Raw genomic sequence first — 12,579 nt, 5'->3', positions numbered from 1 at the left:
CTGTACTAACTGAAACGGCAGAATCATGTCCCTCAAATTCACCAAAATGCACGGCGCTGGCAACGATTTCGTGGTGCTCGACGGTGTGCGCCAATCGGTCGCGCTATCGCCCGAGCAGATCCGTTATATCGCCGACCGCCATTTCGGCATCGGTTGCGACCAGGTCTTGCTGGTGGAAAAGACCCAGCGCGACGAGGCTGATTTCCGCTATCGCATCTTCAACGCCGACGGCGGCGAAGTGGAGCAGTGCGGTAACGGGGCGCGTTGCTTCGTGCGCTTCGTGCACGACCAGAACCTCACCAGCAAGCGCGAGATCGTGGTCGAAACCAAAAGCGGCCTGATCTCGCCGCGCCTTGAGGAGGACGGACGCATCACCGTGAACATGGGTTTACCGATCTTCGATCCGGCCCAGATCCCCTTCGTGAGCGACAGCACCGAGGTCATCCAGCCCCTGCAGGTCGGCAACGAATCCGTGCAGATCACTGTCGTGTCCATGGGAAACCCGCATGCCGTGCAGGTGGTGGACGATGTGGAGACCGCGCCCGTAGCTACCCAGGGACCGTTCATCGAGATCCATCCGCGTTTCCCCAAGCGCGTGAATGTCGGCTACATGCAGGTCGTCGATCGCGAACATATACGGCTGCGCGTCTACGAGCGGGGCGCTGGCGAGACGCTGTCTTGCGGCACCGGCGCTTGCGCCGCCGTGGTCGCTGGCATCCGCCGCAAGCTGCTTGACAACACGGTGCATGTCGCCACGCGTGGTGGCACGCTCAGCATCACTTGGGCCGGCGAACGCTCGCCCGTGATGATGACCGGTCCGGCCATCACAGTGTTCGAGGGCGAGATCAACTTGTAAGAGGCGATATGAAGATGAAAGCAGAAGATGTAGCACAATACTTGCAGGACAACCCCCTGTTTTTCGAAGACCACGCCGAGATGCTGTCGCAGATCAATCTGCCCCATCCGCACGGGGGGCGCACCATCTCATTGAGCGAGCGTCAGTTGCTGACCCTGCGCGAACGCGTGAAGGAGCTGGAAAAGAAACTGCATGAATTGCTGGAGTTCGCCAAGGAGAACGACGCGCTGCAGCTCAAAGTGCATCAGTTCAATTGCGCCCTGTTTGGCCCGCATGACCGTTCAACGCTGCAAAGCCTGATCACACATAACCTGCGCGATATTTTTGCCGTTCCCCATGTCGCATTGCATCTGTGGAAAGACGAACCCCCCAGCGCGGAAGTGCTGGCTTTTGCCGATGAGCACCAGCTGCCGGTCTGCGCCCACCACGCGGTGCACGACACCCTGCCCTGGTTCGGCGAATCGGCCGAACACCTGCGCTCGTTCGCCTATCTGCCCTTGCGCGCCCATGGCCAAACCATCGGCCTGCTCATCCTCGCCAGCGAAGACAAGGAGCGTTTCTATCCCGAGATGGGCACGCTGTTCCTGCAACGCATCGCCGAAACGCTGGGCAGCGCGTTCAACCTGCATGTGTGATGCCCGCCGCTGAACAAGTCCCTGCCACACTGCAAGGCTACCTCGCCTACCTGAACAACGAGCGTAATTATTCGCCGCTGACGGCTGAAAATTATGCGCGCGACATCCGCCGCCTGTTCGAACTTGCAGGAGCGACCCCGCTTCCCGACCTCAAAAGCCACCATATCCGCCGCTATATCGCACAGTTGCACGGCAGCGGACTCGGCGGCCGCTCGCTGGCGCGTGTGCTGTCGGCATGGCGCGGATTCTATGGTTACCTGATGCGCGACCACGGCTGCAAGAGCAATCCCTGCGTCGGCCTGCGCGCGCCGAAGGCGCCCAAGACCCTACCGCATGCGCTCTCGCCCGACGAAGCCGTGAAACTGGTGGAGATGCTGGTGGCGACGCCGCTGGATGCGCGCGACAAGGCGATGTTCGAACTGCTCTATTCTTCCGGCCTGCGTCTGGCCGAGCTGGTGAGCCTCGATCCCATCGATATGGACTTTGCCGACGCTTCGGTGCGTGTCACCGGCAAGGGCAACAAGACGCGCATCGTGCCGCTGGGCAGCCATGCGATCGATGCACTGAAGGCGTGGCTGGCGGTGCGCGACCAGATCGCCAAACCGGGCGAGACCGCGCTGTTCGTCGGCAAGAACGGCGCGCGCATCAGCCCACGCACCGTGCAGTTGCAATTGCGCCAGCGCGGCATCACCCAGGGTATCGCCAGCGGGGTGCACCCGCACTTGCTGCGCCACTCCTTCGCAACCCATGTGCTGCAATCCTCGGGCGACCTGCGCGCGGTGCAGGAGATGCTGGGCCACGCCAGCATCTCCACCACGCAGGTCTACACCCATCTCGACTTCCAGTACCTCGCCAAGATCTACGACGGTGCGCATCCGCGTGCCAAAAAGAAAACATGAGCCAGACAAAACCAAGATCGCCTTCCACACCGCACCGCCAATCGCAGGGCGGCAAGGATTTCCGCAAGCGCGTGCAACGCAGCAGCAAACATCCAGCTGCGACAACTGCTCCTCAAGCTGCTTCAAAACCCAGGCTCGGGAACCCCGCTGCCAAACCCTGCATCACGCTCAAGGCGGGCCGCGAAAAATCCCTGCAGCGCCGTCATCCGTGGATATTCTCCGGTGCGATCGAGTGCGTCGACGGCACGCCTGCCAGCGGCGATACCGTGGCCGTACGTGATTTCTCCGGAGATTTCCTCGCCTGGGCGGCCTACAACGCCGATTCGCAGATCACCGCCAGAGTGTGGTCGTGGCGCGAAAAGGACGTCATCGATGCGAACTTCTTCCGCAGCCGCATCGCCGATGCACTGGCCGCACGCAAAGCTCTCGGGCTCGAGCGCGACAGCAACGGCATGCGCATGATCCACGGCGAATCGGACGGGCTGCCCGGCCTCATCGTGGACCGCTACGGCGATGTGCTGGTAATGCAGCTCGGCAGCGCGGGCCCCGAACATTGGCGCGACACCTTGGCCGATATCCTGCAGGAGCTGTGCGCACCCGTCTGCATCTACGAACGCTCGGATTCCGACGGCCGCGAGCTGGAAGGCTTGCCTGTGCGCAGCGGCGTGCTGCGCGGCGCATTGCCGGATAAAGTCGAAGTAACCGAACACGGCATCCGCTTTGCGGTGGATGTGGCCGCCGGACAGAAGACCGGTTTCTACCTCGACCAGCGCGACAACCGCGCGTTGACCGGCACGCTGGCTGCCGGCCGCGACGTGCTCAACTGTTTCTGCTACACCGGCGGCTTCTCGCTCTACGCCTTACGCGGCGGCGCGAAATCGGTGCTGTCCATCGATTCGTCGCAGGAAGCGCTGCAGCTGGCGCAAACCAATGTGCAATTGAATGCACTCGATGCCGCCAAGGCGGAATGGCAATGCGCCGACGTGTTCGACGCGCTGCGCAAACTGCGCGACCAGAACCGCAAGTTCGACCTCATCGTGCTCGACCCGCCCAAGTTCGCACCCACCGCCGCCTTCGCCGAAAAGGCCTCGCGCGCCTACAAGGACATCAATCTGCTCGGATTCAAGTTGTTGCGGCCGGGCGGCCTGCTGTTCACCTACTCCTGCTCGGGCGGCATCAGCGACGACCTGTTCCAGAAGATCATCGCCGGTGCGGCGCTGGATGCGGGCGTGGATGCGCAGATCGTGAAGAAGCTGCATGCGGCAGCGGATCATCCGGTGCTGCTGACTTTTCCTGAGGGAGCTTATCTGAAGGGTTTGGTGTTGCGGGTGGTCGGATAAAGGAATTGCTGCCCTGGCCGAGGCCAGGGCGATGCTGCATCGTTACATTTTCACGACTTCCAGCCCATCGTGTTCCCACGCCTGGATGCCGCCCTTCACATTGCTTACCTGCGTGTAACCTGCATCGCGCAATTGCGAAACTGCCATTGCCGAACGCCGCCCGGATCGGCACATCACCACGATGGGTTTGTCCTTGTAGGCCGCGATCTCCGGCAAGCGCGAGCCCAACTGCCCCAGCGGGATCAGTTTCGCATTCGGTGCATGTACGGCTTTGTATTCTTCAGGCTCGCGCACATCCAGCAGCAATGCGCCCTGTTTTTCCATGCTCAGCGCCTGCTTCGCATCTATGCCGTCCGCCGCCTGCAATTGCTGCACAACCAGGGCCGCGCCCACTATGATTGCCAGCGTCCAGAATATCTTTTTCAATTTCATGCTGTACTCCGATCGTTAAATGGAGGGATTCAACCCAGCCGATAGGCAGGAAAACCGCTCTGCACCCAGCCCATCATCCCACCGCGCAGGTTGTACACATTGGAGAACCCCTGTTGCTGCAGGAACATGCAGGCTTGCGCCGAGCGTGCGCCGCTGCGGCAGATCATGATCAGCTTCTCGCTCTTGTCCAGTTCGTGCACTTTGGCAGGCAGGACATGCAAAGGCAACGCCTCGGCCTTGGGCACGGTGCCATGTGCGATCTCTTCCAACTGGCGCACGTCGATCACGCGCAGTTTGTGGCCGTCGTCTTCCACCCATTGCGCGAGCTGGGTTGCGTCGATTTCCTTAACGTTCATTCCAAACATGGTTGTGGCTCCTTGGTTAGCAATGTTTGTATATTAGCATAATCTAATATTCTAGCAAACCTAATGGACATAGGGGTTAGCATCTAGTTTGGAGGGAAAAGCAAACCAACACCGTCGGGGGTAGCCGGACAGCTAGTCACTTTTCTTGTCTTGCCAAGAAAAGTGACCCAAAGAATGCGCTTCGCGCACGTTTCTTTTCTGATTTGAGTGAGGTGGGCGTTGCCCGCCTCACTGGTTTGGGGTTTCAGGTTTCAGGTTTCTGCTTTTCTACCCCCTGAGCGCCGCCTCGATAATTCGCCAACAAGCGGGGATTTAGGCGAGCACTGTCCGAGCTCCGCGGTGAGGCACGGGGTGTGTGCCTCACTAGGGCGAGTTGCGCAGCCCCGCTTGTTGGCGAATTATCGAGGGTACCCCGAAGGAGCGGCAAACCGGGGTCGCCTTTTCTTTGGTTACTTTCTTTTTGGCGAAGCAAAAGAAAGTGACTAGCTGTCGGGCTACCCCCGACGTGGTTGGTTTTAAAGGGCAGAGGAAATGGAACGAGTGTTCCCCCACCCTACCCCCCAGAAGGAGAGGGGACAAACCGCGAACGGTCTCCAATTCTCAGTAGCCCGGCACGAACCCCAACAACACCAATGCCACCGCCGCCGGTGCCGCCTGCACCCAGAGTATCTTGGCATTCGCGGTGATCGCACCGTAGAAACCCGCCGTCACCACACAACCCAGGAAGAACCGCTGCACCTGGACATCGCCCGTGTACAGGCTCCAGAACAATCCCGCCGCAAGAAAACCGTTATACAAACCCTGGTTCGCCGCGAGTATCCGCGTGGCGGAGGCGAATTCCCTGGTCAGGCCGAAGGCGCGCATGCCAGTGTGTTTCTCCCACAGGAACATCTCCAGCACGAGAATGTACACGTGGATGAGTGCAACGATGCCAACCGCGATGCTGGCGACGGTATGCATCAGTGCATGCTGACGAAAGGCTTGAAGCCCAGTGTCGATGCGACGCTGGTGGCAGCTTTATGGGCCTCGTCTGCATTCGCATAGGGGCCGAGATGTATGCGCGTCAGCCCGCCTTTTCGATACAGGGTCAGCGCCTTGCTGCCATCGCCCAGTTCGGCGCGCATCTTGGCCAGAAAGCTGGCCGCACCTTCTGCAGACTTGAACGCGCCGAGCTGCAGGTAGACCTTGCCATTGCCCGCGCCTGCGGTCTCGACCGGCAGGCTGGTCGTTTCCATCGCCGCGGGAGTCGCGGCGATGGGCGCTACGTTGACCGCGGGTGGCTCGACAGAAGCTACGACTGGCGCGTTGCCGTCGACGGCGATGCTCTCGACTTCGACTTCGGCGCTGCCGCTGTTGATGAAGCCCAGCTTGTACGCAGCGGCATAGGAGAGATCCATGATGCGGTCATGCAGGAACGGGCCACGGTCGTTGATGCGCACGACGACGGATTTGCCGTTCGCGATATTGGTGACGCGCGCATAGCTGGGGATCGGCAGCGTGGGATGGGCCGCGGTCATGCCGTACATGTCGTAGATCTCGCCGATGGAAGTGCGCTGACCATTGAACTTCTTGCCGTACCAGGAGGCGATGCCGCGCTGCTTGTAGTTGCCCGGCACCTGCATCGGTGTGTAAGTCTTGCCCAGTGCGGAGTAGGGGCGGTTGGCATAACGGTGCAGCGGTTCGGCCTTGGGCACGGCATCGGGGATCGAAGCGATATTGGCCGGGATGTCTGTGCCGGGGCCGTCGCCGGGCAGGTAGCCACCGCCGGATGTAGCCGGCGCGGCTGACGGAGCGCGCGCGGACTGTCCGCTGGGTCCGGAGACGGCATCCACTACCGGCGCTGCGCCCTGGATGTCGCCCGGCTTTTGCGTGGTGGAACAGGCGGTCACAGCAAATGCGGCTAACAATACCAACAGCGATCTTGTTTTCATTATCGACTCCCCTCAGGTTTTAACGAGTTTCTTGTGCGTATGGATGCTCATCAGGATACCAAAACCGAGCATCAGCGTGAGCATGGATGTGCCGCCGTAGCTGATCAGCGGCAGCGGCACGCCCACCACCGGCAGGATGCCGCTGACCATGCCCATGTTGACGAAGGTATAGGTGAAGAAGGTGAGCGTGATGCTGCCCGCCATCAGGCGGGTGAAATAGGTGGAGGCATTGGCGGTGATGATGAAGCCGCGCCCGATGACAAAGATATACAGGCCCAGCAGCAGCATGTTGCCGATCAGGCCGAACTCTTCGGACCAGACTGCAAAGATGAAATCGGTGGTGCGCTCGGGCAGGAAATCGAGGTGCGTCTGCGTGCCGTTCAGGTAGCCCTTGCCGAGGATGCCGCCGGAGCCCACCGCGATCATCCCCTGGATGGTGTGGTAGCCCTTGCCCAGTGCGTCCTGCGAGGGGTCGAACAGCATCATGATGCGGTGGCGCTGGTAGTCGTGCAGCATCGACCACAGGAACGGCGCGCTGGCCGCGGCGGCCAAGGCGGAGCCGATCATGATGCGCCAGGACAGGCCGGCGAGGAACAGCACATAGAATCCGCTCGCGCCGATGAGGATGGACGTACCCAGATCCGGCTGCTTTGCGATCAGTGCCACCGGCACCAGCAACAGGATGGTGGCGATGAAATAATTGCGCAGTTTCAGCGTCGCCTCGTGCTTTTCGAAATACCAGGCCATCATCAGCGGCACGGCGATCTTCATCAGCTCGGAAGGCTGGATGGTGGCCAGACCGATGTTGAGCCAGCGCGTCGCGCCGTGGCTGGTCACACCAAGCGGCGTCATCACCAGCAGCAGCAGGATCATGCCGAGTACATACATCGGTACCGCGAGGCGCATCAGCCAGTGCAGCGGCATGTTGGCGACGATCCACATCGCGCCGAAGGCCACCACGATATTGCCGGCCTGGGACAACACGCGCATCCAGCTGCCGTCGCTGGCACTGTACAGCAGCACCAGACTGACCAGTGCGAACCCCCCGAGGGCGATCAACAGCACAGGATCGAGATGCTGCATGAAACGTTGTTTGAGTAGTCTCGCGTTCATCATCAGTCGCTGGCATCCCCGGTCTTGTCAGTCACTTTCTGCAGCGGCTGGGGTATCTTGCCGAGCAGATAATAATCCATCACCTTGCGCGCGATCGGTGCTGCGGTGGTGCCGCCGTGGCCGCCGTTCTCTACCAGCACCGCCATCGCGATGCGCGGCTTGTCTGCCGGAGCGAAGGCGATGAACCAGGCATGGTCGCGGTTGTATTCGGAGATCTTCTTGGCATCGTATTTCTCGCCCTGCTTGATCGCGATCACCTGTGCCGTACCGGTCTTGCCCGCGATGCGGTAAGGGGCGCCGTAGCTGGCTACCGACGCGGTACCTCCCGGCTTGGTGACCGCCTCCATCGCACTCTTCACCAGCTTGAGGTTGGCGGGATCGATCTTCAGGTCGAACAGCCGTTTGATCACGGTTGGCACACCGCCGCCACTGGGCGGCTGTACCTCTTTCACCAGATGCGGCTGGAAGGCCACGCCGTCGTTGGCCAGAATGGCGGTGGCGAACGCCAGTTGCACCGGTGTGACCAGGTTGTATCCCTGGCCGATGCCAGCCGAGACGGTGTCGCCGGGATACCAGATCTGGTTGTAGCGTTTGGCTTTCCATTCGGGCGAAGGCAGCAGCCCGGAGACTTCGCCTTCCATGTCCAGGCCGGTCTTCTGGCCGAAGCCGAAACGCGACAGGTAACTGTGCATGTTATCGATGCCCAGTTCGTTGGCAAGACCGTAGTAATAAGTGTCGCAGGAGACGACGATGGATTTGAACATGTCGACGCTGCCGTGGCCACCCACCTTCCAGTCGCGGTACTGGTGCCTGCTGCCGGGCAGCATGTAATAACCGGGATCGCTGATGCCATGAGTGGGAGAGCGTGTGCCGTAATACAACCCGGCCAGTGCCATGAACGGCTTGATGGTCGAGCCGGGCGGATATTGCCCGCGCAGGGCGCGATTGTTGAGCGGTGTATCGGGCGAATTGTTCAGTTCGTCCCAGGTATCGGTATCGATGCCGTCGATGAACAGGCTGGGGTCGTAACCCGGCTTGCTGACGAAAGCCAGCACTTCGCCATTGGTGGGGTCGAGCGCCACCAGCGCACCGCGATAATCACCGAAAGCCTTCTCCGCCACTTCCTGCAATTTCGCGTCCAGCGTCAGCATCAGGTTGTTGCCGGATTTCGGTGCGGTGCGCGACAGCACGCGCACTGCGCGCCCGCTGGCATCCACCTCGACCTGCTCGAAGCCGGTCTTGCCGTGCAGGTCCTTCTCATAGCTCTGCTCGATGCCGGTCTTGCCGATGTAGTCGGAGCCGAGATAGTTGGACGCAGCATCGTCCTCTTCCAGCTGGTCGATGTCTTTCTGGTTGATGCGGCCGACATAGCCGATGAGGTGGGATGTCACATCGGTATAGGGATATTCGCGGAACAGCCGTGCCTTGATCTCTACGCCGGGGAAGCGATACTGTTGTGCGGAGATGCGTGCCACTTCTTCATCGGTGAGCTGGCTCAGCAGCGGCATGGTCTCCAGCGTCTGCCGTTCGGTCAGCAGTTTCTTGAAGCGCTTGATGTCCTTGGGTGTGATCTCGACCAGCCTGGACAGTTCGGCGATCAGCCCATCCATGTCCTTGACCTTGGTCGGCGCGATCTCCAGTGTGTAGCCGGAATAGTTCTTCGCCATCACCACGCCGTTGCGGTCCAGGATCAGGCCGCGGTTCGGCACGATCGGAACGACGTAGATGCGGTTGCTGTCCGCCATGGTGTGGAAGTAGTCGTGGCGAATGACTTGCAGGTAGAAGAAACGCAACAGCAGGATGAGCAGCATCACCGCCACGAAGCCCAAGCTCAACACCAGTCGCAGACGGAAGTAATAGATTTCGCGCTGATGGTTCTTCAGCTCGACGTAACGATTCATCCTGGATTCCGCAATTGGGCGAGGTGGAGTGTACGTTCATCGCAACGCAGGGCAAGGCGCGACAACGAGGAATGGTCGCTCCATGCCGAGGAGGAGCAACACCGCCATGCGTTGCGAGGGACGTGCAATGCACCTCGCAACGCCCCACCTTTAGCTTGAGCGAGGGAGAAGCGCAAAGTCATTTTTTGTTCACTTTTTTGCGTCTTCATGGGAGTAGCCAATGGCGGTATCCAGGATCAAAGTTCGTTCGGGTCGCGGCGCGGACGGCGCAGGGCTTGCAACAACAGGGTCATCGGGATCCACAGCAGCGCGGACACGCCGCTACCGAGGAAATACTCCCATGCTACATAGCCGCGCACCTGCCAGTGCACGGCAGCATAGGCCGCGTAACTCAGCAGCAGCATGGGGAACACGTGCATGGCCTGCTGGCGCAGGTCGAACATCTGCACGCGGCGATGCAGCACGATACCGCCGAATGCCAGCACCGTATAGGCCAGCGCATGCTGACCGAACAGGCTGGCATCCGCCACATCGGAGAAGATGCCGACCACCCAGGCGATGCCGATACCGACGCGATGCGGTTTGTGCGTGCACCAGTACAGCAGTACCAGCGCAACGAAATCCGGGCGCAGCGCCAGCGCCCAGCCGTGCCATGGCAACCAGTTGAGCATCACCGCCACGAACAGGCTGAATATGATGAAGCTGGTGCTCGCCGGCAGCAGGAATTCCTGGTCTTTGGACGTGCCGGAAATCACGGTTTCCTCCGCTTGAGTCTTTTTTTGGTTTGATCAGGTTCGGCGTTCGTTTCGGCCGTCGCCGGATGTTCCGGCAGTTTTGGCAGTCCCGAGACGATCAATAAGGCGCGATGCCGGTCAACTCCGGCAAGCGGGGCGCAGATGACGCGCGCGAATGGATAGGCCGGGTCGCGCTCTATCCGGATGACTTGTGCCACCGGCAGATTAGGGGGATAGGTGCCATCGATGCCCGAGGTGACCAGCACGTCGCCCACAGCGATGTCCGAGCTCACCGGCATGTAGCGCAGCGCCATCTCGCTGATGTCGCCCGATCCGAACACCACTGCGCGCAGACCGTTGCGCAAGATCTGTATCGGCACCGCATGGTCCTTGTCGGTGACCAGCGTCACTTCTGACAGCCACGGATAAACGCGGGTAATCTGGCCCACCACACCCTTGTCGTCGACTACCACCTGCCCGGCCTGTACGTTGGCCTGCGACCCTTTATCCACAAACAGTTTGCGCTTGAAGATGTCGCGCTCGACATAGGCGATCTCGGCCATCTGCATCGGATAATCGACGCGCTGTTTGAGCTCCTGCAAGGTGCGCAGTTGGGTGTCCTCGGCCTGGATCGCGCGTAATTCGGTCAGCTGTGCGGCATCCACATCATGTTGCTGGCGCAGCTGCGCATTCTCGGCCAACAGATGTTGTTGAGTCTCGAAATAGATGGCGATCTGCCCCATGGTCTCGCCGGGAAGGGCGGTCAGACGCTGAAACGGATAGATCATCACGGCCAGGACCTGGCGCGTGGATTCCAGATACTGGTAGCGCGCGTCCACGAACAGCAGCAGCAGGGAGAGGACGCAAAAGAAGACCAGACGGACGACCGGGCTGGGACCGCGATTGAAGAATCGTAGGGTACGGGTATCGTCCAATGCTCCGCCCCGAGATCAATCGCTGGCGAAGATATTGCTGAATTTGTCCATGCGCTCGAGCGCCTTGCCTGAGCCGCGCACCACGCAGGTCAACGGATCGTCGGCGATCACCACCGGCAAGCCGGTCTCTTCCATCAACAGACGGTCCAGATCGCGCAGCAATGCGCCGCCGCCGGTCAGTACCATGCCCTTGCTGGCGATGTCTGCGCCCAGTTCCGGCGGGGTCTGCTCCAGCGCGGTCTTCACCGCGCTGACGATGTTGTTGAGCGGATCGGTCAGGGCTTCAAGGATCTCGTTGCTGGAGATGGTGAAGCTGCGTGGCACACCTTCGGCCAGGTTGCGGCCGTTCACTTCCATCTCGCGCACTTCGCTGCCGGGGAAAGCGGAACCGATTTCCTTCTTGATCATCTCGGCGGTGCTCTCGCCGATCAGCATGCCGTAGTTGCGGCGGATGTAATTGATGATGGCTTCGTCGAACTTGTCGCCGCCGACGCGCACCGAGCCGGAATACACCGCGCCGCCCAGCGAGATAACGCCGACCTCGGTGGTGCCACCGCCGATATCGACCACCATTGAGCCGGTCGCATCTTCGATCGGCAGATCGGCGCCGATCGCTGCTGCCATCGGCTCTTCAATCAGCTCCACGCGGCGCGCGCCTGCACCATACGCGGATTCGCGGATGGCACGGCGCTCAACTTGAGTAGAGCCGCACGGCACGCAGATGACGATGCGCGGGCTGGGAGTAAAGATGCTGGATTTGTGCACGCGACGGATGAATTGTTTGAGCATCTGTTCGGTGACGGTGAAGTCGGCGATCACGCCGTCCTTCATTGGGCGGATGGCCGTAATGTTGCCCGGGGTGCGCCCCAGCATCTGCTTGGCTGCAAGGCCGACTTGCTGGATAACTTTTTTGCCGTTGGGGCCGCCTTCCTGGCGGATCGCCACAACGGACGGCTCGTTCAGCACGATCCCCTGTCCGCGCAACCAGATCAGCGTGTTCGCCGTACCGAGGTCGATGGCGAGGTCATTGGAAAAATAGCCGTTGAAATAACTTAACATGTCAGGTCCTGAATGGTAGAAGGTATGCGCCTGCAAAGCGGTTTATGATACCCTATCGCGCCTGATTTGATAAAGATTTAAACCAGTTTATGTCCTTAAGTTTAGCCGATGTCGAAAAAGTCGCCCGCCTTGCCCGGCTGGCGATGAACGAGCAGGAAATCCTGGCTGCCCAAGCCCAACTGAACAACATCTTCGGCCTCATCGCCGAGATGCAGGCCGTTGATACTAAAGGCGTTGAGCCCATGTCGCACAGCCAGGACCTGGCTCAGCGCCTGCGCGAAGATGTGGTCACCGAAGCCGATCAGCGAGCGGCTTTCCAGGCTGTCGCCCCGCAAGTGGAGCAGGGTTTGTACCTGGTTCCGCAGGTCATCGAGTAACC

14 protein-coding genes are annotated in these 12,579 nt (G+C 60.6%); 5 read left to right on the top strand and 9 right to left on the bottom strand.

The features are described from left to right. The first annotated feature begins 25 nt into the window (after positions 1 to 25). The 4 genes from dapF to SLIT_RS00720 are packed head-to-tail and all read left to right on the top strand — an operon-like array spanning position 26 to position 3,730. Positions 26 to 856 (top strand): diaminopimelate epimerase, encoded by an 831-nt coding sequence (dapF, locus tag SLIT_RS00735; RefSeq protein ID WP_013028289.1) that lies wholly within the window; start codon positions 26 to 28, stop codon positions 854 to 856. Positions 857 to 864: 8 nt separating this feature from the next. Next, entirely contained in the window at positions 865 to 1,491 is a 627-nt protein-coding gene (locus SLIT_RS00730; protein WP_223293807.1) for a DUF484 family protein, read from the top strand. Beyond that, a complete protein-coding gene (xerC, locus tag SLIT_RS00725) occupies positions 1,491 to 2,390 on the top strand; it encodes a tyrosine recombinase XerC (RefSeq protein ID WP_013028287.1) in 900 nt (299 codons plus the stop codon). Before SLIT_RS00730 ends, xerC begins: the two co-directional genes overlap by 1 nt. Continuing rightward, positions 2,387 to 3,730, top strand: coding sequence for a class I SAM-dependent rRNA methyltransferase (locus SLIT_RS00720; protein WP_013028286.1), 1,344 nt, complete (start codon positions 2,387 to 2,389; stop codon positions 3,728 to 3,730). The genes xerC and SLIT_RS00720 overlap by 4 nt, the downstream gene beginning before the upstream one ends. 42 nt (positions 3,731 to 3,772) lie before the next feature. Here the strand turns inward: SLIT_RS00720 and SLIT_RS00715 are convergent, their stop codons facing one another. The 9 genes from SLIT_RS00715 to SLIT_RS00675 all read right to left on the bottom strand — a co-directional run bounded on the left by SLIT_RS00715 (position 3,773) and on the right by SLIT_RS00675 (position 12,200). Then, positions 3,773 to 4,162, bottom strand: coding sequence for a rhodanese-like domain-containing protein (locus SLIT_RS00715; RefSeq protein WP_013028285.1), 390 nt, complete (start codon positions 4,160 to 4,162; stop codon positions 3,773 to 3,775). Positions 4,163 to 4,191: 29 nt separating this feature from the next. Continuing rightward, a complete protein-coding gene (locus SLIT_RS00710; protein ID WP_013028284.1) occupies positions 4,192 to 4,527 on the bottom strand; it encodes a rhodanese-like domain-containing protein in 336 nt (111 codons plus the stop codon). 600 nt (positions 4,528 to 5,127) lie between these two features. Beyond that, the gene (locus tag SLIT_RS00705) at positions 5,128 to 5,487 is read right to left on the bottom strand and encodes a DUF1304 domain-containing protein (protein WP_013028283.1); all 360 of its coding nucleotides are present in this window, start codon (positions 5,485 to 5,487) and stop codon (positions 5,128 to 5,130) included. Continuing rightward, entirely contained in the window at positions 5,487 to 6,458 is a 972-nt protein-coding gene (locus tag SLIT_RS00700; protein ID WP_013028282.1) for a septal ring lytic transglycosylase RlpA family protein, read from the bottom strand. Before SLIT_RS00700 ends, SLIT_RS00705 begins: the two co-directional genes overlap by 1 nt. Positions 6,459 to 6,470: 12 nt before the next feature. Next, on the bottom strand, positions 6,471 to 7,574 hold the full coding sequence (rodA, locus tag SLIT_RS00695; RefSeq protein ID WP_013028281.1) for a rod shape-determining protein RodA: 1,104 nt from the start codon (positions 7,572 to 7,574) through the stop codon (positions 6,471 to 6,473). After that, positions 7,574 to 9,472, bottom strand: coding sequence for a penicillin-binding protein 2 (gene mrdA / locus SLIT_RS00690; RefSeq protein WP_013028280.1), 1,899 nt, complete (start codon positions 9,470 to 9,472; stop codon positions 7,574 to 7,576). The genes rodA and mrdA overlap by 1 nt, the downstream gene beginning before the upstream one ends. A gap of 236 nt (positions 9,473 to 9,708) precedes the next feature. Next, positions 9,709 to 10,227, bottom strand: a complete 519-nt coding sequence (mreD, locus tag SLIT_RS00685) for a rod shape-determining protein MreD (protein WP_013028279.1) — start codon at positions 10,225 to 10,227, stop codon at positions 9,709 to 9,711. Continuing rightward, complete coding sequence (mreC, locus tag SLIT_RS00680) at positions 10,224 to 11,141, bottom strand: rod shape-determining protein MreC (protein WP_013028278.1); 918 nt, start codon at positions 11,139 to 11,141, stop codon at positions 10,224 to 10,226. Before mreC ends, mreD begins: the two co-directional genes overlap by 4 nt. Before the next feature lie 15 nt (positions 11,142 to 11,156). Next, complete coding sequence (locus tag SLIT_RS00675) at positions 11,157 to 12,200, bottom strand: rod shape-determining protein (protein ID WP_013028277.1); 1,044 nt, start codon at positions 12,198 to 12,200, stop codon at positions 11,157 to 11,159. Between the two features lie 89 nt (positions 12,201 to 12,289). On the opposite strand from SLIT_RS00675, the gene gatC reads away from it, so the two are divergent. Next, positions 12,290 to 12,577: an Asp-tRNA(Asn)/Glu-tRNA(Gln) amidotransferase subunit GatC gene (gene gatC, locus SLIT_RS00670; RefSeq protein WP_013028276.1), complete on the top strand. Its 288-nt coding sequence runs from the start codon at positions 12,290 to 12,292 to the stop codon at positions 12,575 to 12,577. The last annotated feature ends 2 nt before the right edge of the window (positions 12,578 to 12,579 follow it).

Source organism: Sideroxydans lithotrophicus ES-1, from assembly GCF_000025705.1.
Lineage (GTDB): Bacteria > Pseudomonadota > Gammaproteobacteria > Burkholderiales > Gallionellaceae > Sideroxyarcus > Sideroxyarcus lithotrophicus.
Note: the sequence above shows the minus strand (reverse complement) of the source record. Positions and strands in the feature narration are given on the sequence as shown.

Bases quoted from the DNA above. Each gene is read 5' to 3' on its own strand.
- dapF (WP_013028289.1), top strand. From the start codon at position 26: ATGTCCCTCAAATTCACCAAAATGCACGGCGCTGGCAACGATTTCGTG.
- SLIT_RS00730 (WP_223293807.1), top strand. From the start codon at position 865: ATGAAGATGAAAGCAGAAGATGTAGCACAATACTTGCAGGACAACCCC.
- xerC (WP_013028287.1), top strand. From the start codon at position 1,491: ATGCCCGCCGCTGAACAAGTCCCTGCCACACTGCAAGGCTACCTCGCC.
- SLIT_RS00720 (WP_013028286.1), top strand. From the start codon at position 2,387: ATGAGCCAGACAAAACCAAGATCGCCTTCCACACCGCACCGCCAATCG.
- SLIT_RS00715 (WP_013028285.1), bottom strand. From the start codon at position 4,162: ATGAAATTGAAAAAGATATTCTGGACGCTGGCAATCATAGTGGGCGCG.
- SLIT_RS00710 (WP_013028284.1), bottom strand. From the start codon at position 4,527: ATGTTTGGAATGAACGTTAAGGAAATCGACGCAACCCAGCTCGCGCAA.
- SLIT_RS00705 (WP_013028283.1), bottom strand. From the start codon at position 5,487: ATGCATACCGTCGCCAGCATCGCGGTTGGCATCGTTGCACTCATCCAC.
- SLIT_RS00700 (WP_013028282.1), bottom strand. From the start codon at position 6,458: ATGAAAACAAGATCGCTGTTGGTATTGTTAGCCGCATTTGCTGTGACC.
- rodA (WP_013028281.1), bottom strand. From the start codon at position 7,574: ATGATGAACGCGAGACTACTCAAACAACGTTTCATGCAGCATCTCGAT.
- mrdA (WP_013028280.1), bottom strand. From the start codon at position 9,472: ATGAATCGTTACGTCGAGCTGAAGAACCATCAGCGCGAAATCTATTAC.
- SLIT_RS00675 (WP_013028277.1), bottom strand. From the start codon at position 12,200: ATGTTAAGTTATTTCAACGGCTATTTTTCCAATGACCTCGCCATCGAC.
- gatC (WP_013028276.1), top strand. From the start codon at position 12,290: ATGTCCTTAAGTTTAGCCGATGTCGAAAAAGTCGCCCGCCTTGCCCGG.